The organism is Cohnella massiliensis (assembly GCF_900169535.1).
GTDB classification, from domain to species: Bacteria; Bacillota; Bacilli; order Paenibacillales; family Paenibacillaceae; genus Cohnella; species Cohnella algarum.
The window spans coordinates 2,747,317-2,772,036 of record NZ_LT821259.1 but is presented as its reverse complement, the minus strand read 5'-3'; the positions used below and the strand labels follow the sequence as shown (position 1 = coordinate 2,772,036).

18 protein-coding genes are annotated in these 24,720 nt (G+C 60.3%); 17 read left to right on the top strand and 1 reads right to left on the bottom strand.

Going from position 1 to position 24,720, the window contains the following annotated elements; translation table 11 throughout:
• Positions 1-208 precede the first annotated feature (208 nt).
• Positions 209-1,861, top strand: coding sequence for a bacillithiol biosynthesis cysteine-adding enzyme BshC (bshC, locus tag B7E11_RS26725; RefSeq protein WP_080840486.1), 1,653 nt, complete (start codon positions 209-211; stop codon positions 1,859-1,861).
• 61 nt (positions 1,862-1,922) lie between these two features.
• A complete protein-coding gene (locus B7E11_RS26720; protein WP_080840485.1) occupies positions 1,923-3,182 on the top strand; it encodes an adenosylhomocysteinase in 1,260 nt (419 codons plus the stop codon).
• A 1,175-nt stretch (positions 3,183-4,357) separates the two neighbouring features.
• Here the strand turns inward: B7E11_RS26720 and B7E11_RS26715 are convergent.
• Positions 4,358-5,575 carry an IS4 family transposase gene (locus B7E11_RS26715; protein ID WP_080840484.1) on the bottom strand — a complete coding sequence of 406 codons (1,218 nt, stop codon included), beginning with the start codon at positions 5,573-5,575 and terminating at the stop codon, positions 4,358-4,360.
• A gap of 521 nt (positions 5,576-6,096) precedes the next feature.
• Between B7E11_RS26715 and B7E11_RS26710 the strand changes: the two genes are divergently transcribed.
• The 15 genes from B7E11_RS26710 (at position 6,097) to B7E11_RS26640 (ending at position 24,636) form a co-directional block, all read left to right on the top strand.
• The gene (locus B7E11_RS26710) at positions 6,097-7,317 is read left to right on the top strand and encodes a DUF4349 domain-containing protein (RefSeq protein ID WP_080840483.1); all 1,221 of its coding nucleotides are present in this window, start codon (positions 6,097-6,099) and stop codon (positions 7,315-7,317) included.
• 136 nt (positions 7,318-7,453) lie between these two features.
• Positions 7,454-7,891: a division/cell wall cluster transcriptional repressor MraZ gene (mraZ, locus tag B7E11_RS26705; protein WP_080840482.1), complete on the top strand. Its 438-nt coding sequence runs from the start codon at positions 7,454-7,456 to the stop codon at positions 7,889-7,891.
• A gap of 97 nt (positions 7,892-7,988) precedes the next feature.
• Positions 7,989-8,960: a 16S rRNA (cytosine(1402)-N(4))-methyltransferase RsmH gene (gene rsmH, locus B7E11_RS26700; protein WP_080840481.1), complete on the top strand. Its 972-nt coding sequence runs from the start codon at positions 7,989-7,991 to the stop codon at positions 8,958-8,960.
• A 20-nt stretch (positions 8,961-8,980) separates the two neighbouring features.
• On the top strand, positions 8,981-9,394 hold the full coding sequence (gene ftsL, locus B7E11_RS26695) for a cell division protein FtsL (protein ID WP_080840480.1): 414 nt from the start codon (positions 8,981-8,983) through the stop codon (positions 9,392-9,394).
• A 25-nt stretch (positions 9,395-9,419) separates the two neighbouring features.
• Positions 9,420-11,717 carry a penicillin-binding transpeptidase domain-containing protein gene (locus B7E11_RS26690; protein ID WP_080840479.1) on the top strand — a complete coding sequence of 766 codons (2,298 nt, stop codon included), beginning with the start codon at positions 9,420-9,422 and terminating at the stop codon, positions 11,715-11,717.
• 87 nt (positions 11,718-11,804) lie between these two features.
• Entirely contained in the window at positions 11,805-13,733 is a 1,929-nt protein-coding gene (locus tag B7E11_RS26685) for a stage V sporulation protein D (RefSeq protein WP_080840478.1), read from the top strand.
• A gap of 100 nt (positions 13,734-13,833) precedes the next feature.
• Positions 13,834-15,321 (top strand): UDP-N-acetylmuramoyl-L-alanyl-D-glutamate--2,6-diaminopimelate ligase, encoded by a 1,488-nt coding sequence (locus B7E11_RS26680; RefSeq protein WP_080840477.1) that lies wholly within the window; start codon positions 13,834-13,836, stop codon positions 15,319-15,321.
• Positions 15,318-16,724, top strand: a complete 1,407-nt coding sequence (locus B7E11_RS26675) for a UDP-N-acetylmuramoyl-tripeptide--D-alanyl-D-alanine ligase (protein WP_080840476.1) — start codon at positions 15,318-15,320, stop codon at positions 16,722-16,724. Before B7E11_RS26680 ends, B7E11_RS26675 begins: the two co-directional genes overlap by 4 nt.
• A gap of 4 nt (positions 16,725-16,728) precedes the next feature.
• Complete coding sequence (gene mraY, locus B7E11_RS26670) at positions 16,729-17,691, top strand: phospho-N-acetylmuramoyl-pentapeptide-transferase (RefSeq protein WP_080840474.1); 963 nt, start codon at positions 16,729-16,731, stop codon at positions 17,689-17,691.
• Between the two features lie 3 nt (positions 17,692-17,694).
• The gene (murD, locus tag B7E11_RS26665; RefSeq protein WP_080840472.1) at positions 17,695-19,137 is read left to right on the top strand and encodes a UDP-N-acetylmuramoyl-L-alanine--D-glutamate ligase; all 1,443 of its coding nucleotides are present in this window, start codon (positions 17,695-17,697) and stop codon (positions 19,135-19,137) included.
• 48 nt (positions 19,138-19,185) lie between these two features.
• Positions 19,186-20,283 carry a stage V sporulation protein E gene (gene spoVE, locus B7E11_RS26660; RefSeq protein WP_080840470.1) on the top strand — a complete coding sequence of 366 codons (1,098 nt, stop codon included), beginning with the start codon at positions 19,186-19,188 and terminating at the stop codon, positions 20,281-20,283.
• Between the two features lie 4 nt (positions 20,284-20,287).
• Positions 20,288-21,397: an undecaprenyldiphospho-muramoylpentapeptide beta-N-acetylglucosaminyltransferase gene (murG, locus tag B7E11_RS26655; RefSeq protein ID WP_080840468.1), complete on the top strand. Its 1,110-nt coding sequence runs from the start codon at positions 20,288-20,290 to the stop codon at positions 21,395-21,397.
• Positions 21,398-21,555: 158 nt separating this feature from the next.
• Positions 21,556-22,461, top strand: coding sequence for a UDP-N-acetylmuramate dehydrogenase (gene murB / locus B7E11_RS26650; RefSeq protein ID WP_080840466.1), 906 nt, complete (start codon positions 21,556-21,558; stop codon positions 22,459-22,461).
• Positions 22,462-22,477: 16 nt separating this feature from the next.
• Positions 22,478-23,761, top strand: coding sequence for a UDP-N-acetylglucosamine 1-carboxyvinyltransferase (gene murA / locus B7E11_RS26645; RefSeq protein WP_080840464.1), 1,284 nt, complete (start codon positions 22,478-22,480; stop codon positions 23,759-23,761).
• A 119-nt stretch (positions 23,762-23,880) separates the two neighbouring features.
• Positions 23,881-24,636 carry a cell division protein FtsQ/DivIB gene (locus B7E11_RS26640; protein ID WP_080840462.1) on the top strand — a complete coding sequence of 252 codons (756 nt, stop codon included), beginning with the start codon at positions 23,881-23,883 and terminating at the stop codon, positions 24,634-24,636.
• Positions 24,637-24,720 lie beyond the last annotated feature (84 nt).

Sequence of the window (24,720 nt, the reverse complement as noted above, 5' to 3'; positions counted from 1 at the left end):
CCTGACCGTGAATAAGAGCGACGGGACCAAGTTCTCCTGCGCGGAGATTTGGTTTTTTTCGCGTTTTCGGCCAGCCCGAACCCGAATCGCGCCGCCGGCGTACACTTGAGAGAGCCCGATGAAAGTCCGCGATATTCTCTTTTGACGCCAATTCCGCTGTTGTGTACAATCAAGTTTGATAAGTCTCAAACTTTGGGAGGACCCCTGAATGAATCTAACACCCTTGGATGGGTTGTCTTCTCCTTCGCTGGCGGAGTTATATCGGCGTCAAGACGAGAGAGTTCGCGGCCTTTTCGGAAGCCACCCTTCGGCGGAAGGCGATTGGCGCCGCCGCGCCGCGGCGCTGGATGCGACGGCCAGACGCCGCGCGGACCGGAAGCTGGTCGCCGGCGCGATCCGCGAGTACCATGCCCGGCTGCCGGCGTTCGAGGCGGTCGCGCGTTCGCTGGCGAAGCTGGAATCTTCCGACAGCCTTGTCGTCGTAGGCGGTCAGCAGGCCGGCCTGTTCGGCGGTCCCCTTATGATCGTATACAAGGCGCTGACCGTCATCGAAACGGCGCGCCATGCGGAGCGCCTGCTCGGCCGTCCGGTCGTCCCGGTATTCTGGATCGCGGGCGAGGATCACGATTTTGACGAGGCGAACCACGTCTTCGTGGCGGCTGCCGGCGGCGAGCTCGCCCGGATCCGGATGGAGCGCCCCGAGGGCGCGCGTCATTCCGTCAGCCGCACCCCGCTTGGCGGACAGGAGTGGGAGGCCGCGCTCGAGGCGCTGTCCGCCGCCTTGCCGGACACCGAGTTCAAGCCCGGCTTGCTCGAACGCTTGCGCAAGCACGTTTCGGATGAGCCGACGCTGACGCTCGCCTTCGCCCGTTTGCTGGCGGACTGGTTCGGACCTTCCGGGCTGCTGCTGCTCGATGCGGACGACCCGAACCTGCGCGCGTTGGAAGGTCCTTTTTTCCGCGAGCTGATCGAGCGGAACGACGAGCTGGAACACGCCCTTCGCGAAGGAGAGGGAGCGGTCCGCGAGCTCGGGTTTCCGCTGCAGGCCGAATCGTCGCCGGGCTGCGCCAACGTATTCGTTCATCTGGAATCGGGAAGGACGCTGCTGTTCAAGAAGGACGGGCGTTTTTCCGATAAAAAGGAAGAAGCGTTTTTCTCCAAAGACGAGCTGCTGGACATGGCGGACGGCGGTTCAACACGGCTTAGCAATAACGCGTTGACGCGGCCGATGATGCAGGAGTACCTGCTGCCGGTTTTGGGCACCGTTCTCGGTCACGCCGAAATCGCCTACTGGAGCTCGCTCGGAGCGGCGTTCAAGCGCTTCGGCATGTCGATGCCGATTATCGTTCCGAGGCAATCGTTTACATTTTTGGAGCCGAACATCCGCAAGCTGCTCGACAAGTATGAAATCACGGCGGAAGAGGTTATTCGCGAAGGCGAAAGCCGGAAGGAAAAATGGCTTGCCGAGCAGGACCGGTGGCAGCTCGATGCCAAATTCGCCGATGTCAGAGACCGGTTCGCAGAGCTTTACGCGCCGATCCTGGATACCATGTCGGCGCTTCAGCCGGCCTTGCGAAAGCTCGGGGAAAGCAATCAGGACAAAATTTTCGAGCAAATCGCCTACCTGGAAAAGCGCGCCTCCGACGCGCTCGCCAAGCAGCACGAAGCGGGACTTCGGCAGTGGGATCGCATGCGCGGCTCGCTGGCGCCCCAGGATAAGCTTCAGGAGCGGGTGCTCGGAAGCATTCATTTCCTGAACCGGTACGGGCCCGATTGGCTTGCGGGCTGGCATCAGGTGCCGTTCGAAGCGACGGGCGGCCATCGGCTGGTCGAGAACCTGATCTCGGAAGCGTTGGTCTGACATCTGACCGGATCGCAGAAATTGGTTTTTATTATGGATACGACTTGGAGGAGATTCGCAATTGGCAACGACTAACAGCATTATCCGGGACCCTTCGCTTGCTCCCGAAGGCAAACTGAAAATCGACTGGGCGCAAGCGCACATGCCCGTGCTGAATCGCATTCGCGAGGAATTCGAGCGCGAGTTGCCGTTCAAGGGACTTAAAGTTGCCATTTCGCTTCACCTGGAAGCCAAAACCGCGTACCTGGCCAAGGTTATTCAAGCCGGCGGCGCGCAAGTGGCCATTACGGGCAGCAATCCGCTGTCCACGCAGGACGACGTGTGCGCGGCGCTCGCGGAAGACGGAATAACCGTTTTCGCCAAATACAATCCGACGGCGGAGGAATACCACGATCTGCTCGTCAAAACCGTGGAAACGAAGCCGGATTTGATCATCGACGACGGCGGCGATCTCGTCACGATCCTCCATACGGAGCGCCAGGATTTGCTCGCCACGATCCGCGGCGGAGCGGAAGAAACGACGACCGGCATTTTGCGCCTGAAAGCGATGGAGAAGGACGGATCGTTGAAATTCCCGATGGTGGCGGTCAACGACGCGTACTGCAAGCACCTGTTCGACAACCGCTATGGGACCGGCCAATCGGTATGGGACGGGATCAACCGGACGACGAACCTCGTCGTCGCGGGCAAAACGGTTGTCGTCAGCGGCTACGGCTGGTGCGGCAAAGGCGTCGCGATGCGGGCCAAGGGGCTGGGCGCGAACGTCGTCGTCACCGAAGTCGACGCGATTAAAGCGGTCGAGGCTTACATGGACGGCTTCGCGGTCATGCCGATGGACGAAGCTGCCAAAGTCGGCGACTTTTTCGTTGCGGTGACGGGCAACAAGGACGTCATTCGCGGCACCCACTTCGAAAATATGAAGGACGGCGCCATTTTGTCCAACGCGGGCCATTTCGACGTGGAAGTCAATCTGGTCGAGCTCGCGGCGATGGCCGTTTCCAAGCGCACCGTCCGCCGCAATATCGAGGAATACGCGCTGAAGGACGGCCGCCGCGTTTACGTGCTCGCCGAAGGACGATTGGTCAATCTGGCCGCCGGCGACGGACACCCGGCCGAAATTATGGACATGACGTTTGCGCTCCAGGCGCTTGCGTTGCGTTACGCGAACGAGAACTATCAGTCGCTCGGCGCAAAGGTTATCAACGTGCCGTACGAGCTCGACGAGCAGGTGGCCCGGACGAAGCTGTCGGCCATGGGCATCGCCATCGATACGCTGAGCGGAGAGCAAAAAGCGTATTTGGACAGCTGGACCTCGCACTGAGCGGAGAGTAAAACGTATTTGGACAGCCGGATCGCGAACTGAGCGGGATTATTGTCAAAAGAGAAGAGGCGGATCGCCTTCCGTTGAACGGGGGCGGGCCGCTTCTTTTCATGCAGTTGGGTAAAAATGAATCATCTCGCCGCCCTCGCACGCATGCTGTCGATCCAATTGAGTCATGGCGACCCATCTCGACCCTCTGTACGCAACAAGCCGGACTCAAATGAGTAACCATTACTCATCTCGCCGTCTCCGCACGCATGCTGTCGATCCAATTGAGTCATGGCGACTCATCTCGACCCTCCGCACGCAACTAGCCGGACTCAAATGAGTAACCATTTACTCGTCACGCCGCCCTCGCACGCATGCTGTCGATCCAATTGAGTCGTGGCGACTCATCTCGACCCTCCGCACGCAACAAGCCGGACTCAAATGAGTAACCATTACTCGTCACGCCGCCCTCGCACGCATGCTGTCGATCCAGTTGAGTCATGGCGACTCATCTCGACCCTCCGCACGCAAATAGCCGGACTCAAATGAGTAACCATTACTCGTCACGCCGCCCTCGCACGCATGCTGTCGATCCGGTCGAGATGCGGCTACTGCTCGAAACACGCTTGAAGGCTCATGGGCCGCGCTTCCGGGAGCTTGGATGAAATGTCGGCTGCGGGACGGTGGCTTGGCTTGGGCTGGTTTGGACTAGTTGGACGGGTTCCTGGTTTTAGCCGGTTGAGGCTGCTTGGCTGGGGTTGACTGGAACTTAATGGAACGGACTTGGGGTGGCTGGAGCCGGCTGGGGCTGCCTGGGGCGCTGCGATCGGTTTCTATGTTGGATTTTATCCACTCTACGGAGCTAAAAACGAGGGGACCGCCGTCTAGAGTGGATTTTATCCAACGAGGAGCTTGGAATCGGGGCAAAATCTCCTAAAATGCCTCTCCCGATTGGACAAAATCCAACGAAGGCATCGAGTTTCCTGAAAAAGCCGTTTTTGATTGGACAAAATCCACTATACATGCAATAAACCTAACGCGAAATCCAGTACCGAGTTGGTTTGTCATTATTATTTCCTTTGACCTAATATTTTACATGTCGTTTGGATGGGGAGAGGAAAAACGAGCAACAGGGGAGGAATCGCAGAAAAAATTGCCAAAAAAAGGTTTGGATCCAAATGGTTTCGTTACGGGACTAGAATCTTCACAACCTCACGTTCATTTTTGCCTCTGCCAGGTTGAATCCGAGGGACGGTCTTGGCTTGTTTTCGCTTTTGCCTTCCCCGACTGGTTCGTTCCGTAGGTTTATTCAAGATGGCGACGAACCGCTTCCACGGGTATTGGCTGTAATGACGCAAATAACGAACAAAGTTAAACAGGGTCAACTTGTTCGGCGTTTGCCGATGCACGAGCTGGCACAACAGATAGCTAATGACGCCCAGATACAACTGAGCCCCTACGGCAGTCGGATCATGGTTGTGAAAGGTGATCGTCGTCAGGTGTTGCTTGATCCACTTAAAAAACAACTCAATTTGCCATCTGCAGCGATAGACTTCCCCTACGTCCGCGGCGCTAAGATCGAAGCGGTTGGTCAGCAGCCTGTAGGTCCGACCCTTCTCGTCCTGGAACTCCACCAAGCGAAACGGCCGATGGGTTTTCGTCTTCTTGTCGTAGATCGTGACGGTTGCATCCCGCAGGATCGGCGTGTCGGCCTTCACAGGGTGCTCCTGCAATACCGTGAACGTGTTGGTCGTTTTAAGTCGGGCCACAAAGGTAATGCCGTCTTTCGCCCATGCACAAAAGCGCGTGTAATTCACGTAGCCCCGGTCCAAAATGTAGGTCAGATCCTTGCGTGTCACGAGCTCATCAACCGCCATCTGATCAGAGACCCCAACCGTGGACAAGACGATCCGGTCCGGAAAGGGATTTTCTTCGTCCAAGCATAGCAGCCGAGTGTGCATCTTCACCCCCTTGGTTCGATCCTGATAAAAGGTCCAATCGCCAAACACAAACGGAAGAAGGAAACTGCTTGAATCGATAGGGGCCAGTTTACCCAAATGACCAACTCCCTTGGCGCCTGGCATCAGTTGTTGCAGTCGGGAGGCTAACCGTTCGAAGATGCACTGCAAGTAATCCAAGGGCAGTTTCGCCAGCTTTCGATTCAGCGTCGAGGCATGAACGGAAGACACGCCAGCCAGTTTTTGAAGATAAGGATCTGTAGTCAAATGGAGCTGAATATCTTCCAAGGTCCTTCGCTGCTGAATTTCCCCCTCGATACATAACAGGATGGCCGCGGTGATCGTCAATTTCTTCGCATAGCGATCCGCCAAAGGAAGTTTTCCCATATGGAGCTTAAGTTCTTTTAAACACTTGCGCATAACCGTTTTTTGGTGTATATTGCCCATGGGTTAGTTCTCCTTTGTAGGGAAATGGGCAATTTTGTCTGCTTCCTCTACAATAGGAGACTTTTTTTATTTTGGCTAGCTTCATGTCAGGTTTTTTGCATACGTAGTGGACAAAATCCAACGAAGCTTCGCCTTAACTTGCATGCAACCCGATATCCCTCGAAACATCGCAATCACACCGAGCAATTCGCCCTTATGACTGTCCTGAGCCTGCAAGCAGCTAATGTCCCCGAACATTTCGCCTACATGACCGCCCCAAGCCTCGCAAGACGCCAATGTACTCTAACATTTCACCCTCATACCCGCCCCGACTGCCGACCGCTCAATTTAAATATGCATGACTTAAGCAATGAAAAGCGTTTGTTTCGGTTTCCTTGCGTCCGGCCGAATCGGCTTTCGGCTCAAAAGCAAGCGGTTTGAAAGGCAAGCGAATGCCCGACGAAACGCCTCCGCAGAAATATGTAACATTTTCCTTTTGCGCCGCGTCTAACGGTCAGAACCATAAAAAGGGGGAAATGGACATGAGGGGGATTTGGCAAAAGAAGCAAGGAAGCGCGGTCGGCAAGGCGAGTTGGCTTTCGTTGCTCTTGCTGACGGTTCTCGTGCTGCTCGCGGGAGGCTGCAGTTCCGCGTCGGATGAAGCGGACTCGGCTCCGCAGGAGATGGCGGCGCCGGCGGCGGAACCCGGGGCCGGCGGGGCGGAGGCGCTGTCCATGACCGCCGCTTCGCAAAGCTCGCAGTCGGCGGCCGGACAATCCGGCGCCGCCGGCGAAACCGGCGGTTCTCCGGCGGCGGTGCCATCCGCCAGCGCCGGCGACGGGAGTGCCGCCATGGCGGACTCGGCCGGCGCCGCGGCGGGAGCGGGCAACGCGCAGGCGGGCGAGATGGAAGAGGGAACCGGCGCCCAGGCGGGAATCGGCCCGATCGCCGATGCCGCCGGCGGCTACAACCGAAAAATGATTTATACCGCAAACGTGACGATGAAAGTGGAATCGTTCGCCGAAGGGGAAGAGCGGGTGGCGAACGCGATATTTCAAAGCGGGGGCTATATCGTCCAATTCGCGGACAGTCAAACGAATGGGCGCGCCGGCTCCACGTACGTCATTAAAGTGCCGTCCTCCGGCTTCAGCTCGTTTCTCGACGAACTCAAGCAAATCCCCCATCTCTCTTTCGAACGGCAAATGGAAGGCAACGACGTTTCCGAAGAATACGTCGACCTCGAAGCGAGACTGAAGGCGAACGAGGCGCTGGAGGCCCGGTTGCTGAGCTTTATGGATAAGGCGACGAATTCGGACGATCTGGTTCATTTCTCCAATGAAGTGGCGCGCGTTCAGCAAACGATCGAGCAAATCAAGGGAAGAATGCGCTATCTCGACCAAAACGTCGCCTACTCCACCGTCAATTTGCGTCTTTACGAGGGCGCGCAGGAGGCGGAATTCGAAGAAAACGAAGGCGCGTCATTGGGAGAGCGGCTGTCGGCCGCGATGGAGGGCAGCGCCCGCGTCTTGCGGGCCGTCGGCGAAAGCCTGCTCACGTTTTTGGCCGCGTTGCTGCCCGTGCTGCTCGTCATCGCGATCGTCGCCGTCCCCGCCTTTTTCGTCGTCCGCCGAAGCCGGGCTGTCAGAAACCATCGAAGCGCGGAGAAGCGAAAACGGCTGAACGCCGATAAAATGCCTTCGGACGCCGAACTCGCCGAACAGCCGGCACCAGCCGACACGGACGGCGGAGAGGAAAGCCGATAAAACTCGTTTAATCCCGTAAAATATTTTTTAAAATCCTGCCATCCAGGCAGGATTTTTATTTTATGACGCGAATAATCATCCTAAGTGGCACAAAGTGGGGGAAAGTGGTGTATAGTGGAGGGGGTGACGAGGGCTTATGTTTTTGGGGGAATTTCAGCATTCGATTGACGACAAAGGCCGAATCATCATTCCTGCCAAGTTTCGCGAAGCCCTCGGTTCCGACTTCATCGTTACCCGCGGATTGGACAACTGTTTGTTCGTCTACCCCCGCGAAGAATGGAACGCGTTCGAACAGAAGCTGAAGCAGCTGCCGCTCATGAAATCGGATGCGCGGGCGTTTACGCGTTTCTTCTTTTCCGGCGCGTCCGAATGCGAATGGGATAAACAGGGAAGGGTAACGTTGCCCGGCCATTTGCGCGAGTACGCAAAGCTGGAAAAAGAGTGCGTCGTCATCGGCGTCTCGACCCGGGTCGAGATTTGGGACAAAGCGGTCTGGGATTCCTACAAGGATCAATCCGAGGAATCGTTCAACGAGATTGCCGAGAAGCTCGTCGATTTCGATTTGAACTTCTAGGTCGGCTTAACCGGCTCCGACGACACCAAAAACGTTAACAAATTACTGCAAGATAGAAAAAACGAAGGACCCACGAGGTTGCCGGGAGGGCTTGCATTTGTTTCACCATGTTACGGTGCTGAAAGAGGAAGCGGTCGAAGGGCTTAACGTCCGCGAGGACGGCGTTTATGTCGACTGCACGTTGGGAGGAGCCGGCCACAGCGAAGCGATCGCCGCAAAGCTGACGCCGCCGGAAGGCCGGCTTTTCGCCCTCGATCAGGACGATCGGGCGCTGGCCAGCGCCCGGGAGCGGCTCGCTCCGTATCGGGATGCGGTGACGCTGGTGAAAAGCAACTTCCGGCACCTGGAATCGGTCCTGCGGGAAGCCGGCGTTCCGCTGGCGGACGGGAAGCCTCAAGTCGACGGCATCTTGTTCGACCTGGGCGTATCCAGCCCGCAGCTCGACGAGGCCGATCGCGGCTTCAGCTACAATCACGATGCCGAACTCGATATGCGGATGGACCGGCAGCAGGAGCTCGACGCGAAGCAAATCGTCAACGAATGGGAGGAGCGGGAAGTCGCCCGCATCATCCGCGATTACGGCGAAGAGAAGTTCGCGCGGCAAATTGCCCGGCGGATCGCGGAGGCGAGAGCGAAAGCCTCGATCGAAACGACGGGCGAGCTGGTCGAAATCGTAAAGTCCGCGATCCCCGCGGCGGCCCGCAGAACGGGGCCGCATCCGGCGAAGCGGACGTTCCAGGCGATCCGAATCGCCGTCAACGACGAACTGGAGGCGTTTCGCGAGGCGCTGCTGCAGGCGATCGATTGTTTGAAGCCCGGCGGGCGGATCGCCGTCATTACGTTTCACTCGCTGGAAGACCGCATTTGCAAAGAAACGTTTGCGAAAGAAGTGCCGAAAAATATGTCTCCGCCGGGGTTTCCGGTCGAGATCATGAGCGAGGGCAGGCTTAAGCTTACCCCGCGCAAGCCTGTTCTGCCTTCCGAACGCGAACTCGAGGCCAATCCGAGAGCGCGCTCGGCCAAATTGCGAATTGCCGAAAAGCTCGCGAAGGCGAGTCTCGACGAATAGACCGGAAGGGGATTGAAGGAATGCCGCAACAATATTATGGGAACCTGGCTCTCCGTCCGGAACGGAAGCCCGAGGAGCCGGCAAGAAAGAAAGCGCCGGCGCCTTCGCGGTCGCCCGATCCGCGCCGCCGTTCGATTCCGGTCGGGGAAAAACTGCTTTATTTGCTGTCCGTATTTTTGTTCGTTGCCGTATCCAGCGTCGTCATCTACCGATACGCGGGCCTCTATCAGCTCAACCGCGAAATTCAAACGGTCACGACCCAGTACGAGCAGCGGGTGGAAGAAAACAAAGAGCTGCAAAGAGAAATCGACAAGCTGAAAGATCCCAGCCGAATCAAAGAGATTGCCGGGCAGAACGGACTTTTGCAAAACGACGAACAACCGATCACGCTGTCTCCCGACTCCGGTCAACCTGCCGCGGATTCGAATCCGTAAAGCTTTTGTCAGAGGGTGAAAGGGTATGGAAAGACGAATCAAATTGCGCACGCTGCTGTTGGGAGGGCTCATCACCCTCCTGTTTTTCGGTTTGATCGTCCGAATCTATTGGGTTCAAGTCGCCAATGCCGAGTTTTGGGAGGGACAAGCCCGCCAAACTTGGGTAACGAGCAAAAAGCTCGTGCAGGACCGCGGGACGATCACGGACCGGGACGGCAAGGTGCTTGCCGCCGACACGGTCGCCTATACGCTGGCCGTCGGGCCGAAAAAGCTTCACGAGCTTGAAGAAGAGCATCCCGAATGGCGCTTGGTCGACCAGATCGTTTCCAAGTTCGGCATCGTGCTGGGCAAGGACGAGACGGAGATTCGCGAGGCGATCGACGCCAAAAAATCGGACGGGACCTACCTTGCCCAACGCGAAATCCGTCCCGAAGGCTGGAAAATGGACAAGGAAGTCGCCGACCGGTTGATGGCGTTTCGCGATCAGTTGAAGGAGCAAACCGGCCAATCCGACGTCGGCATTTATTTTATCGAAGAGAAGAAACGTTTTTATCCGAACGATTCGCTGGCTTCGCATATTCTCGGCTACGAGAATAAAGAAGGGGAAGCGGTCATGGGGATGGAAAAAACGCTGAACGAAGAATTAAAGGGACAGGAAGGCTCGATCACCTACGAAAAAGACGGCATCCGGACGCAATTGGCCAACGGAAACGTAGAGGTCAAGCAGGCGGTCGACGGGAAAAACGTCCGGCTGACGATCGATCAGGACATTCAGTTTTACATGGAAGAAGCGCTGAAAGAGGCTTACAAGCAGTATAATCCGGTCAGCATCACGGCGATCGCGGCCGACCCGAAGACGATGGACATACTGGGAATGGTCAGCCTGCCGGATTTCGATCCGAACAACTATTGGAATTATTCGTCCAATCAGGAAGCGTTCAAAAACAACGCGATCCAGTCGGTGTACGAGCCCGGCTCGACCTTCAAAATCGTGACGCTGGCGGCGGCGGTGGAAGAAGGGCTGTTCAATCCGAACGCCTACTACGATTCGGGGAGCATCAGCATTTCCAGCAAGGACAAGCCGATCCACGATCACAACTGGAGCGGGTGGGGCCGGATCTCGTATTTGGAAGGCCTGAAATATTCCAGTAACGTCGCGTTCGTCAAGCTCGGCTATCAAATGCTCGGCAAAGAGTTGTTCAAGCAATATATCGACAATTTCGGCTTCGGCGCCAAAACGGGCATCGAGCTGCAAGGCGAAGTGATCGGCAAAACGTCGCTGACGTGGAATCGCGACTACGCTTCGGCCACGTTCGGCCAAGGCGTAACGGTTACGCCGATCCAGCAGGTTGCGGCGGTCGCGGCGGTCGCGAACGGCGGCAAGCTGTACCAGCCGCATTTGGTCAAAGAGATCGTCGATCCGGCAACGGGAGAAAAAACGGTGACCGAGCCGAAGGTCGTGCGCCAGGTCATTTCCGAGGAAACGTCCAGGCAGGTCGGCGAATATTTGGAGCAGGTCGTCAGCGACCAGGAAATCGGCACGGGCCGCAACGCGTACATTCCCGGCTACCGGATCGCCGGCAAAACGGGCACCGCCCAGGTCGTCGAAAACGGGATTTACTCCGAGGACAAATTCGTCGTTTCGTTCATCGGCTACGCGCCGGTGGAAGATCCGCAGATCGTCCTGTACGTCCTGGTCGACCGTCCGCAGGACGAATATGCGGGCGGCGGCTCGGTCGCGGCCCCGATTTTCAAAAAAATCATGGAGCAGTCGCTTCGCCATCTCGGCGTCATGCCGCAATTGGAAGAGGAGGACGCCGAAACCGGCGAAGAGACGGAAAGCGCGCCGGTAACGGCGACCGTTCCCGACGCCGCGGGCAAGACGATCGAGCAGGCGGCGGCTTCGCTGCAAAGCGCGGGGTTTCAGGCGGAAGTGCTCGGCAAGGGCGATAAAGTGCTCCACCAGCTGCCCGTCGCGGGGAGCGTGTTTCCGACGGCCGACCGCGTCTACTTGCTTACGGAGGAAAAAGTCGGCAGCGTGCCGGACATGACGGGGCTGTCGCTGCGCGACGCGCTCGATCTGTGCTCGCTGCTCGGCGCGACGTGCCGGGTGACCGGCGAAGGCTACGTAAGCGCCCAACAGTCCACGGTCACGGACGGCGCCATATCCGTCGTGCTGGCCCTTGCGCCTCCCGGTCAAAAAGCCGAAATCGAGGACGGCGCTTCGGACGGGGAGACCGGCGATGCCGCCGACGGACAATCGGACGGAGATGCCGGGCAGACCGAAGAAGAGACGGACGATCGGACGCAATCGAATCCATAAGGCTTGTTCTAACCCCCCCTTCCCCGGAATAGCTTGAACTAAGCGGTGCGGGCTCGGCCCGCCGGTTCCGGGGAGGGGGGACTTTGCATGAAAATATCTCAGGTGACCGTGCGCAGGCGGCTGTTCGCCGCTCTCATTTTCGTGATCGTCGGTTTCGGCGCCCTGATTTTCCGGCTCGGATACGTTCAGCTGTGGAACGGGGAGGAACTGTCGGAAAAAGCGGAAGATTCCTGGAGACGCGAAATTCCGTTCGCCGCCAAACGCGGGGCGATCGCGGATCGGAACGGCGTCAGCCTCGCTTATAACGTCAGTTCGCCGACGGTGTACGCCGTCCCGGCCCAGGTCAAGGATCCGGGAGAAACGGCGAGAAAGCTGTCGCCCTTGCTCGGCATGACGGAGGAGAAGCTTTATTCGCAGCTGACGAAAAGGGAGAGCAACGTCCGGCTGCAGCCGGGGGGACGCAAAATGACGACCGAGCTGGCGCAGCGGGTCCGGGATCTCGATTTGCCGGGCATCGTCGTCGCGGAGGACAGCAAGCGTTACTATCCTTACGGCAGCATGGCGTCGCACATTCTCGGCATCGTCGGCTACGACGGGGGACTGACGGGGCTGGAGAAAAAGTATGACGAGCTGCTGTCCGGCATCAACGGGAACGTTTCGTTCCTGACGGACGCGGCGGGCAGGCAGATGCCGAATTCGTCGGAAAATTACGTGCCGTCGCGCGACGGGCTCACGCTCCAGCTTACGCTCGACCAAAAAATCCAGTCGATCGTCGAACGCGAGCTCGATCAAGCCATGCTTCAATATCAGGCCGACAGCGTCATCGCCATCGCGATGGATCCGGACACCGGCGAAATTTTGGCGATGGGAAGCCGTCCGACGTTTCAGCCCGATTTGTATCAGGAGGTCGACCCGTCCGTCTACAACCGGATTTTGCCGATCTGGATGACGTACGAGCCTGGGTCGACGTTCAAGATCATTACGCTCTCCGCGGCGCTCGAGGAAAAAAAGGTCGATTTGAAAAACGAGTTTTTTTACGACCCCGGCTTTGTGGACGTGGCCGGCGCCAAGCTGCGCTGCTGGAAAAAAGGAGGGCACGGCAGCCAGTCGTTCCTCGAGGTCGTCGAAAACTCCTGCAACCCGGGCTTCGTGGCGCTGGGGCAGCGGCTCGGCAAGGACGCGCTGTTCAAGTATATCCAGGATTTCGGCTTCGGGAAGCGAACCGGAATCGACCTGGAGGGAGAAGAAAACGGCATTTTGTTCAAGCCGAAGCAGGTCGGCCCGGTCGAGCTCGCGACGACCTCGTTCGGCCAGGGCGTTTCCGTTACGCCGATCCAGCAAATTACGGCGGTGGCGGCGGCGATCAACGGCGGAAAGCTGTATAAGCCGCACGTGTCCAAGGCATGGGTGCACCCGGAAACCGGGACCGTGCTGGAGGAGACGCAGCCCGAGCTCGTCCGGGAGGTCATCTCGCCCGAGACGTCGCGGCAGGTTCGCGAGGCGCTCGAAAGCGTCGTCGCCCGCGGCACGGGGGGCAACGCCTTCCTGGACGGCTACCGGGTCGGCGGCAAGACGGGGACCGCGCAAAAGGTCGTGAACGGCAGGTACTCGCCGAACGAGCACATCGTGTCCTTTATCGGCTTCGCGCCGGCGGACGACCCCGAGCTGATCGTTTACGTCGCGGTCGACAATCCGCAGGGCATTCAATTCGGCGGCGTCGTCGCGGCGCCCGTCGTGCGCAACATCATGGCGGACGCGCTGCCGTACCTCGGCGTCAAGCCGAGCGCAGACCAGCTTCCGAAGGAATACAAGCCGGGCGAAACGCGGATCGTGACGGTGCCGAACGTCGTCGGGAAGACGGTTTCGGATTTGTACGAGGACCTGAACATGAATTTTACGTTGTCCGCTTCGGGCAAAGGCTCGACGGTCATCCGGCAGGCGCCCGCGGCCGGCTCGCGGGTGGCGAAAGGGTCGGTCATCCGCATCTATTTGGGCGAGGAAGCCGCGGACGAATGAAAAACGTTTCATTTTCAGAAAATCGTGCTGGATTCACTTGTGTCGGCGAGTCCGTTCGTTGATAATGAGTGTACTGCATGTCGAAGGAGGCCGATGGCTTATGTTATTGGAAGAACTTGCCCGGCAGTTGATCGTATGCCGTCCCGTCGGCGATATCCGGGTCCCTATACAAGGCATCGAAGCTGATTCCCGTCGCGTGCGGCCGGGTCAGCTGTTCTTTTGTTTGCCCGGCCATACCGTGGACGGGCACGATTTCGCGCCGCAAGCGGCGGCGGCCGGCGCGGCGGCGCTCGTCGTCGGCCGCGAGCTGGACGTCGCCTTGCCGCAGCTCGTCGTGCCCGACGTCGGGCAGGCGCTGGCGCAGCTTGCGGACGTCTGGTTCGGACGTCCGTCGCACAAGCTGCTGCCGATCGGCGTCACCGGCACGAACGGCAAGACGACGACGACGTATTTGATCGAGCGCATTCTGGCGGACGCGGGCATCGCGCCCGGCGTCATCGGCACGATCGAAACGCGGTTCGCCGGAAGGAGCCTGCCGATGTCGGGGACGACGCCCGACGCGCTGAACCTGCAGCGGATTTTCCGGGAGATGGCGGACGCCGGAACGGAGCGCTGCGTCATGGAAGTCAGCTCCCATGCGCTCGCGCAGGGCCGCGTGAAGGGGACAAGGTTCCGCGGCGCGGTATTTACGAACCTGACGCAGGACCATCTCGATTATCACGGCACGATGGAAGCATACGCCGACGCGAAGGGGCTGTTTTTCTCCCGGATCGGCAACCATTACGAGGACGATCCGTCCTTGCGCGGCTACGCCGTGCTCAACGCGGACGACGACGTTTCGGAACGGTTCGCCCGGCTGACCGCGGCGGAAGTGGTGACCTACGGCGTGGAGCGGGAGGCTCACGTTCGGGCGTCGAACGTCCGCATCTCCGCCGGGGGAACGTCGTTTACGGCGGACACGTTCCGCGGCAGCCGCGAAGTGAAGCTCAAGCTCGTCGGCAAGTTCAACGTCTACAACGCGCTGGCGGCGCTCGCGGCCGCGCTTTGCGAAGGCATCGGGCTCGACCGGGCGATCGCGAGCCTGGAGAGCACGCCCGGCGTTCCCGGCCGGGTGGAAGCGGTCGACGAGGGCCAGCCGTTTGCCGTCATCGTCGATTACGCGCATACGCCCGACGGGCTGGACAACGTGCTCCGCACCGTCCGGGAGCTGGCAAAGGGACAAGTGATATGCGTTTTCGGCTGCGGCGGGGACCGCGACCGGACGAAGCGGCCGATCATGGGCCGAATCGCCGCACAGCTCGCCGACAGGCTGATCGTGACGAGCGACAATCCGCGCTCGGAGGATCCGGCCGCGATTTTGCGGGACATCGAGGCGGGGCTCGCGGACATCGGCACGCCCCGGGAGCGCTACATACTGGAACCGGACCGAAAGGCCGCGATCGAGATGGCGGTTGAAATGGCAAGCCCGGGAGATGTAGTATTGATTGCGGGGAAAGGTCATGAAACGTATCAAATCATCGGCGGCGTCACCTACGATTTCGACGACCGCCTCGTTGCGAAAGAAGCTTTAAGGAGACGAAAGTCGTGATGATCGCATCTTTGCATACTGTCGCGGACTGGTGCGGAGGCGTCCGCATCGAGGGGGCGCCCGGCGCCGGACAGACCGAAATCGCCGGCGTGTCGACCGATACGAGGAGCCTCGCGCCGGGTCAGCTGTTCGTGCCGCTCGCCGGAGAACGCTTCGACGGCCACGATCATTTGCGGGCGGCCGAGGCGGCCGGAGCGGCGGCCGCCCTCTGGCAAGCGGACCGTCCGATTCCGCCCGGGGCCGGAATTCCGCTCGTCGTCGTCCGGGATACGCTTGCCGCCTTGCAAAAGCTGGCCGAAAGCTATTTGGCCGGCTTGAACGCCCGCGTCGTCGGCGTAACCGGGAGCAACGGCAAGACGACGACGAAGGATCTGATCGCCTCGGTGCTGGCGACCGGGTTCAAGGTGCACGCCACCGCGGGCAATTTCAACAACCATATCGGGCTCCCGCTGACGATCTTGCGGGCGCCGGCGGATACGGAAGCGATCGTGCTCGAAATGGGCATGAGCGGGAAAGGCGAAATTTCGCTGCTCTCGCGCCTCGCGAAGCCGGACGCCGCCGTCGTCACGAATATCGGCGACGCCCACCTGCTGCAGCTCGGCTCGCGCCGCAACATCGCGCGCGCCAAGCTGGAAATCGCGGAAGGGCTGAAAGCCGGCGGCGCGCTCGTCTACAACGGCGACGAGCCGCTGCTCCGGGAAGAGCTCGCGCATCTTGCCTTGCCCGAAGGCGCAAGGCTCGTCTCCTTCGGCGAAGGGGAGGGCTGCGACGTTCGCCTCCGGGAAGCCGAGGTGACGCTGGAAGGGTGCGTTTTCCGCATCGCGGACCGCCCGGACGCCGCTTTCGAGCTTGGCGTGACCGGACGCCACAACGCGGTGAACGCGCTCGCGGTCGTCGCGGTCGGCCGGCTGTTCGGGCTGGGCGACGAGCAAATCGCAACCGGGCTCAAATCCGCGAAGCTGACCGGAATGCGCATCGAACGATCGAAGGCGTACAACGGGGCGGTCGTGCTCAACGACGCTTACAATTCCAGCCCGACGGCGGTGCGCGCGGCGATCGGACTCGTCGCCCAGCTGAAAGGCTACCGCAAAAAGTGGATCGTGCTCAGCGACATGCTGGAGCTCGGGCCGGACGAGGCGGCGTTTCATGCGGGCATCGGCGAGGCGCTGACGCCGGACAAGGCGGATGCCCTGTACACGGTCGGGCCGCTTTCGGCGCATACGGCCGAGCGGGCGAAAGCTTCTTTTCCGGAAGGAGCCGTCCGCCACTTCGCAACGAAGCGCGAATTGATCGAGGCTTTGCTGCCGGAGCTGTCTCCGGACGATCTCGTGCTCGTGAAAGCCTCGCGCGGCATGAAGCTGGAAGAGGTCGCGTTCGCGCTGCAAAAAGGAGCCGTGGGGTGAGAGGATGGACTATACGACGACGCTGTGGACGCTAGGCGTTTCCTTTTTGCTCGCCGTCTTGCTCGGCCCGCTGTGCATCCCGGTTTTGCGGCGCCTCAAGTTCGGCCAGCAGGTGCGGACGGAAGGACCGGAATCCCACAAAAAGAAATCCGGCACGCCCACGATGGGCGGCGTCATTATTTTGCTGGCGCTGACGATCGCGTTTTTGCGGTTCGCCGACCGGGGCCCGGAATATTGGGCGCTTATCGTCGCCTGTCTCGGATTCGGGCTGGTCGGCTTTCTCGACGATTATATCAAGATCGCGCTGAAGCGCTCGCTCGGCCTTACCGCCAGGCAAAAGCTGCTCGGCCAGCTGCTGTTCGCCGTCGTTTTTTGCGTGCTGCTGCACGGGATGGATCATTCGACCGCGGTCGGCATTCCCGGCACCGATTGGTCGCTCGAACTCGGCTGGGGCTATTATCCGCTCGTCGTCGTCATGTTTTTCGCGGCGAGCAACGCGGTCAATTTTACCGACGGGCTGGACGGCCTGCTGTCGGGGACAAGCGCCCTGGCGTTCGGAGCTTACGCGCTCATCGCGCTCGAAGCGTCGCAGTCGGAATCGGCGATTTTTTCGGCGGCGATGATCGGCGCGGTGCTCGGTTTTCTCGTTTATAACGCCCATCCGGCGAAAGTATTCATGGGGGACACCGGGTCGCTCGGCATCGGCGGAGGACTGGCGGCCGTCGCGATTTTGACGAAGGCGGAGCTTTTGCTCATTCTGATCGGCGGCGTGTTCGTCATCGAAATGCTGTCCGTCATCATTCAGGTCATCTCGTTCAAAACAAGGGGCAAACGGGTGTTCAAAATGAGCCCCATCCACCATCATTTCGAGCTGTCGGGCTGGTCCGAATGGCGGGTCGTCACCACGTTCTGGTTCGCGGGGCTCGTGCTTGCGCTGGCCGGATTCATCTTGTACAAGGGGATATAGAACATGGAGCAACCAACCCGTTACCGGGGGCGGCGGGTCGTCGTCCTCGGTCTCGCGAGAAGCGGCGTCGCCGCCGCGAAGCTGTTTCATCGGGCGGGGGCGGTCGTCGTCGCGAACGACCGCAAGCCTCGCGAACAATGCCCCGAAGCTTCGGAGCTCGAAGCTTTGGGCATTTCTGTTGTGTGCGGGGGACATCCGGACGATCTGGTGACGCGGGAAACGGCGCTCCTGGTCAAAAATCCGGGCATCCCCTATACGGCGCCTCCGCTGGTCAGGGCGGCCGAGCTCGGCGTCGAGATCGTCACGGAGGTCGAGGTGGCCGCGGCGATTTCGCCGGCTCCGATCGTCGGCATCACCGGCTCCAACGGCAAAACGACGACGACGACGTGGACGGGCAGGCTGCTGGAGGCCGCCGGCCTCAAGCCGCTCGTCGCCGGTAATATCGGCCGCCCGCTGACCGACGCGGTGTCGGAGGTGTCGCCCGACGGCTGGCTGGTCGCGGAGCTGAGCAGCTTTCAGCTCAAGGGGACGAGCGCCTTCCGGCCGCGGATCGCCTGCCTGCTCAACGTCGCGGAGACGCACCTCGATTACCACGGAACGATGGACGATTACGTCGGCTCGAAGGCGAAAATGTTCGCCAATCAGACGGCGGACGACGTCGCGGTGTACAACGCGGACGACGAAGCTTGCCGGCGGCTTGCCGGATCGCTCAACGCCAGGACGCTGCCGTTCTCGCTGACGCAAAGCCTTGCGCGCGGCGTCTGCGTGGAGCCGCCGTATCTGTCCGCCCGGCCGGCGGAGGGCGAGGCGCCGGAGGACGAGTCGCGGCGCATGATCGTGTACCGGCCCGGCGACGGCACGGAGACGGCGATCCTTCCGGTCGCCCGCCTGGGCTTGCCCGGTCGGCACAACGCCGCGAACGCGCTGGCGGCGATCGCGATCGCCTTGAGCGCCGGAGCGTCGCCGGAACGCCTTGCGGCGCCGCTCGAGACGTTCGCCGGCGTGGAGCATCGGCTGGAGTACGTCGGCACGTTCCGCGGCGTCAAGTACTACAACGACTCGAAAGCGACGAACCCGACGGCGACGGCGATGTCGATCGCCTCGCTGCCGGCGCCGCTCGTGCTCATTGCCGGCGGCCTCGACCGCGGCTCGGACTACATGGAGCTGCTGCCGTCGTTTCGCGACCGGCTCAAGGCGGTCGTCGCCATCGGGGAAACGAGGGAGAAGATCGGCAAGGTGGCGGAGAAGGCCGGTTTACGTTCGGTCCGAATCGTCGATCCTGTAGAGGATGCCGCCGATACGCTTCGCCTTGCCGTCAAAGAGGCCGCCGGACTTGCTGAAGAAGGGGACACCGTACTTTTGTCCCCGGCTTGCGCGAGCTGGGATATGTTTGCGTCCTATGAGGTGCGGGGCCGCATTTTTAAGGAATCGGCGCATACGTTGTAAGAAGGGGGCTCGTCCCCACTTCTTCGTCTACGTGAGGTGTCCGGTACCATGGTCAAGACCCGTTCCGCTCCCGATATCTGGATCATCGCGGCGACGCTCGCCATTTTGGCGATCGGCATCGTCATGGTTTACAGCGCCAGCGCCGTAGCCGCTTTCCACGATTACGGAGACAAGTTTTATTACGTGAAGCGCCAGCTGGTGTTTGCCGCGATGGGCATCGCCGCCATGTTCGTCACGATGAACGTCGATTACGCCCGGCTCAAGAAATGGACGCTGCCGGCGCTCATCGCCTGCTTCGCGCTGCTCGTCGTCGTGCTCGTTCCGGGTATCGGCGTCGTGCGGGGCGGGGCCCGAAGCTGGCTGGGGATCGGATCGTTCGGCATCCAGCCTTCGGAATTCATGAAGCTGGCGATGATTTTGTTTCTCGCCCATTTTCTTTCCGAGCGTCAGGACCGGATGCATTCCTTCGCGCGGGGGCTGATGCCTCCGCTGGGCATTCTCAGCGCGGCGTTCGCCCTCATCATGCTGCAGCCGGATCTTGGCACCGGAGCCGTCATGATCGGGGCGTCGCTGCTCGTCATTTTCGCGGCCGGAGCCAGGCTCGCCCATCTGGGCGGCCTCGCGCTGCTCGGGGTTGCCGGCTTCGTCGCCCTGATCGCGGCGGCGCCGTACCGCCTTCAGCGCATCACGGCGTTTCTCGACCCGTGGCAGGACCCGCTCGGCGCGGGCTACCAGTCGATCCAGTCGCTTTACGCGATCGGGCCGGGCGGGCTCGTGGGCTTGGGCCTCGGCATGAGCCGGCAAAAGTACAATTACTTGCCGGAGCCGCAGACGGATTTCATTTTTTCGATTTTGGCGGAGGAGCTCGGTTTCATCGGAGGATCGCTTTTGCTGCTGTTGTTTCTCCTGCTCATCTGGCGCGGCATGCGCTGCGCGATTACGATTGCCGATCCGTTCGGCAGCTTTCTCGCGGCCGGCATCGTCGGCATTTTCGGCGTTCAGGTGCTTATGAACGTTGGCGTCGTCATCGGCCTGCTGCCGGTGACGGGCATTACGCTGCCGCTCGTCAGCTACGGAGGCTCGTCGCTTACGCTGCTGCTGACGGCGCTCGGCATTTTGCTTAATTTATCCCGTTATTCGAGGTGAACGTATGCGTATCGTATTGACCGGCGGAGGCACCGGCGGCCATATTTATCCCGCGCTCGCCATCGGCCGGGAAGTGACGGCGCGGGAGCCCGACTCGTCGCTGCTGTATATCGGAACCGAGCGCGGGCTGGAAAGCCGGATCGTTCCCGAGCAGGGCGTCCGGTTTCAAAGCATTCACATTACCGGCTTCCGGCGGTCGCTGTCGCTTGACAACGTCCGCACCGTCATGCGCTTCCTTAAGGGCGTGAAGCGCTCCAAAGCGATGCTGAGCGAGTTCAAGCCGGACATCGTCGTCGGCACCGGCGGCTACGTGTGCGGACCGGTCGTTTACGCCGCGGCGAAGCTCGGCATCCCGACGCTCATTCACGAGCAGAACGTCGTTCCCGGGCTGACCAACAAATTTTTAAGCCGGTACGCGGACGGCGTCGCCGTCAGCTTCGCGGATTCGAAGCCGCATTTCGGCCGCAAGCCCAATGTGGTGCACGCAGGCAATCCTTGCGCTTCGGCCGTCGCCAAAGGAGACCGCCTCAAGGGCTTCGCCTCGCTCGGCCTGGCGCCGCAAACGCCGTTCGTGCTCGTCGTCGGCGGCAGCCGGGGAGCGAAGGCGCTCAACGACGCGATCGTCGACATGGCGCCGAAGCTGGGCTCGCTAACCGGCGTCCATTTTATTTTCGTAACGGGGGAGCGTTATTACGAAGAGACGCTCGCGCGGATGAAGGGACCGCTTTCCGCCGCGGAAAGCCGCGTGCATGTGCTGCCGTACGTCCGCAACATGCCGGAAGTGCTGGCGGCCGCATCGCTTGTCGTCAGCCGCGCGGGCGCCTCTTCGCTGGCGGAAATCACTTCGCTCGGGGTTCCGTCGATTCTCGTGCCGTCTCCGAACGTCACGAACAATCACCAGCAGCCGAATGCGGAAAGCCTGGAGGCGGCGGGGGCGGCGGTCATGATCCTGGAGAAAAATCTGACCGGGGACGCCCTGTTTCGGACGATCGCCGGCATTATGGGCGATCCCGCCCGCCGGGAAGCGATGTCTCGCGCTTCGCGCGGCCTCGGCATGCCGGAGGCGGCCGCGACGATCTACGATCAAATCAAGGGCATTATTCGTAAACGTTAATGAAAATACAAGGCTTGTTTCGGTCGGCCGTTGGGCGTTTGTCACCAGCGCGGGCCGCTCGTCATACTATACAGCGTAATCGCGACTGTCGGTCCGGCGGCGAGCGGCGCCGCGGGGACGGCTGACCGAAACGCTTTAGGAATTGGGAGGAACTATTTATGCAACGGTTGGTCGCGGAATTGGAACAAGCCCGAGTCGGGCGCGTGAAGCTGAACGAATCGCTCGCCGAACATACGACCTGGAAAATCGGCGGACCGGCGGATCTCTTCATCGTTCCCGAATCCCGCGAACAATTGTCCGGCGCGCTCGGGATTTTGCATCGTCACGGGATTCCCTGGACTCCGCTCGGCCGCGGATCCAACACGCTCGTCTCCGACAAAGGAATTCGGGGCGCCGTCATCAAACTGGGCAATGGGTTCGACCGCATCGATTTCGACAACAACGCCGTTTGCGCCGGAGCGTCCTATTCCTTCATCAAGCTGTCGGTCATGGCCGGAAAGCAGGGCCTCACCGGACTGGAATTCGCGGGAGGAATTCCCGGTTCGGTAGGCGGAGCCGTCTACATGAACGCCGGAGCGCACGGTTCCGACGTGTCGCGCATTTTAAAGTCGGCCGATATCGTCTGGGAGGACGGTAGCAGCGGGACGTACGGAAAGGACCAACTGGATTTCGGCTATCGCCATTCGATCCTGCATGAACGCCGGGGCATCGTAACGGATGCGACGTTCGTCCTTGAACAAGGAGATCGCAAGGAAATCGCCGCCGTTATGGCGACGTACAAGGAGAGGCGGCTGCGCACCCAACCCCTGCAAGCGGCTTGCGCGGGCAGCGTGTTCCGCAATCCGCCGAACGATTATTCCGCGCGGCTCATCGAGGCCGCAGGATTGAAAGGCGCCCGCGAAGGCGGGGCCGAGGTTTCCCTTCTGCACGCCAACTTTATCGTCAATCACGGCGGAGCAACGGCCGAGGACGTCCTCGCCCTCATGGAGCGGGTTCAAAACACCGTCGAGGACCGTTTCGGAATCCGATTGGTGCCGGAGGTTCTATTGATGGGCGAACGGTAATCCGGAGGTGAAACCCTTGGACAATTTGGTGATTGAAGGCGGCACGCCGCTTTCGGGCACCATTCGCATCCACGGAGCCAAAAACGCCGCTCTGCCGATTCTGGCCGCCAGCTTGCTGGCCGAAGGAACGGTAACGATTCGCAACGTACCCCGATTGCTCGACATTCAAGTGATGCTCGACATTTTGCAAAATCTTGGCTGCCGCGCCAGCCGTCAGGACGAGGAAATCAAGGTCGACGGCGCGCTGGCTTCCTCCTCGCACGTTCCGGAGGTCCTGATGCGCCAGATGCGGTCTTCGGTTTTTTTGATGGGACCGCTGCTTGCCCGCTTCGGCGAAGTGCAGGTGTACCAGCCCGGAGGCTGCGCGATCGGCGAGCGTAAAATCGATTTGCACCTGCGGGGGCTGGAGGCGCTCGGCGCGGAAATCCAGGCGATGGGCAACCGGATCGTCTGCAGGGCGAAACGGCTGCGCGGCGCGGAAATCATCTTGGACTTTCCCAGCGTCGGCGCGACGGAAAACGTTATGATGGCGGCCGTTCTGGCCGAAGGCCGGACGACGATCGTCGGCGCGGCCCGCGAGCCGGAAATCCAGGATTTGGCGAAGTTTTTGAACGCTATGGGCGCCTGTGTCCGCGGGGCCGGCACGGATACGATAACCATCGAAGGCGTGTCGTCGCTCTCCGGGTGCGAATTCGAAGTGATTCCGGACCGGATCGTGACGGGGACGGTCATGGTCGCCGCCGCGGCGACGAAAGGCGACGTCTCGCTCGCCGGTGCCGAGCCCAGGCATCTTACCGCTCTCATCCATGTGCTGCGGCGCGCCGGTGTTCAAATTCAAATCGAAAATGATATAATAAAAGTCTGCGCGGCCGCTCGTCCGCGCGCCGTGCCTCGGGTCGTGACCTCGCCGTATCCGGCGTTTCCGACCGATTTGCAGGCGCAACTGATGATTTTGCTGTCGCTGGCCGACGGCGTAAGCGTCATTAAGGAAACCGTGTTCGAAGGCCGCTTCAAACATGTCGACGAGCTTTGCCGCATGGGGGCCGACATCCGGACCGATTTGAACAACGCCTTTATCCGCGGCGTGCCGAAGCTGTTCGGAACGACGGTGGAAGCGACGGATTTAAGGGCCGGTGCCGCGCTTGTCATCGCGGGACTCGCGGCGGAAGGCCGGACGGTCATCGAGCAGGTTCATCATATCGACAGGGGATATGATCGGATAGAAGAGATGTTCGGCCGATTGGGAGGCCGGATTGTCAGACAGTGCAGCGACAGGGCCAATATCGCGGCTTTTCGCTGAGGGGTTCCCCGCTGAAGCTTAACCCCATTCTTTGGCGGGGGATTTTTATAGGCTGACCGGGACAAGCCGCATGGGGGCCGAGCGGAGGACCCGAACGGAACGGGGGGAGGAGGAGCGAGATGGCAGAGCGGATACCCGCGTTGAAAAGAACGTCCGCAGAAGGCGAAGCGGCGCCGCGCCGCAAGGGCGGAAAGCTGCTGTGGATCGTTTTTGTTTTGTTCGTCGTCGTGATGATCTTCTTGTTTTTCCGCTCCTCCTTGTCGAAAGTATCGTCCGTTCAAATTTCCGGAAACGTGCACGTCACGGCGGAAGACGTCATGTCCGCCGGAACGGTGCGGGAAGGCGATTCGTTTTTCTTCCCGGGCGCGGAGGAGATGGAGCGGCGCATTCGCGAGCTTCCGCCGGTCGAATCCGTCAAGGTGACGAAGCGTTTTCCGGGCAAGATCGAAATTGCCGTGAAGGAATTCGAAGAGGTCGCCGTCGAGCTCGACGAAACCGGAAAGACGCTCGTCGTGCTGGCGAGCGGGATCGCGGTTCCGGTGTCCGGAGATTTGCCGGACAAGCCGGTGCTGACCGGCTGGTCGGAAATGGAAGCGCAGCGAAGCGCGCTGTGCGTCGCGCTCGGCCAGCTGCCGGACTCTCTGCTGAGAGATTTGTCCCAGATCGCCCCCGATCCTTCTTCCGCCTATCCGGACCGGATCAAAATCTTTACCCGTTCCCGTTTCGAAGTGACGACGACGATCGAAAGGCTCCCCGAGAAGACGACCGTCCTTTCGGAAATCGTGGAAAACCGGGAACCCGGAAAAGTCGTTCTCCTCGAAGCGGATACGTACAGGCCTTTTTCGGCACAAACTGAGCCGGATAGCGCGGGATAATCTTTTAAACTAAGGAAATGGACTCTACTCAACTGCCGAAAACAGTGCTAGAATTTCTTTTATGGACTTCCGGGAATTCACAGT

Coding starts and splice junctions, on each gene's coding strand:
- bshC (WP_080840486.1), top strand. CDS start 209: ATGAATCTAACACCCTTGGATGGGTTGTCTTCTCCTTCGCTGGCGGAG.
- B7E11_RS26715 (WP_080840484.1), bottom strand. CDS start 5,575: ATGGGCAATATACACCAAAAAACGGTTATGCGCAAGTGTTTAAAAGAA.
- B7E11_RS26710 (WP_080840483.1), top strand. CDS start 6,097: ATGAGGGGGATTTGGCAAAAGAAGCAAGGAAGCGCGGTCGGCAAGGCG.
- mraZ (WP_080840482.1), top strand. CDS start 7,454: ATGTTTTTGGGGGAATTTCAGCATTCGATTGACGACAAAGGCCGAATC.
- ftsL (WP_080840480.1), top strand. CDS start 8,981: ATGCCGCAACAATATTATGGGAACCTGGCTCTCCGTCCGGAACGGAAG.
- B7E11_RS26690 (WP_080840479.1), top strand. CDS start 9,420: ATGGAAAGACGAATCAAATTGCGCACGCTGCTGTTGGGAGGGCTCATC.
- B7E11_RS26685 (WP_080840478.1), top strand. CDS start 11,805: ATGAAAATATCTCAGGTGACCGTGCGCAGGCGGCTGTTCGCCGCTCTC.
- B7E11_RS26680 (WP_080840477.1), top strand. CDS start 13,834: ATGTTATTGGAAGAACTTGCCCGGCAGTTGATCGTATGCCGTCCCGTC.
- mraY (WP_080840474.1), top strand. CDS start 16,729: ATGGACTATACGACGACGCTGTGGACGCTAGGCGTTTCCTTTTTGCTC.
- murD (WP_080840472.1), top strand. CDS start 17,695: ATGGAGCAACCAACCCGTTACCGGGGGCGGCGGGTCGTCGTCCTCGGT.
- spoVE (WP_080840470.1), top strand. CDS start 19,186: ATGGTCAAGACCCGTTCCGCTCCCGATATCTGGATCATCGCGGCGACG.
- murG (WP_080840468.1), top strand. CDS start 20,288: ATGCGTATCGTATTGACCGGCGGAGGCACCGGCGGCCATATTTATCCC.
- murB (WP_080840466.1), top strand. CDS start 21,556: ATGCAACGGTTGGTCGCGGAATTGGAACAAGCCCGAGTCGGGCGCGTG.
- B7E11_RS26640 (WP_080840462.1), top strand. CDS start 23,881: ATGGCAGAGCGGATACCCGCGTTGAAAAGAACGTCCGCAGAAGGCGAA.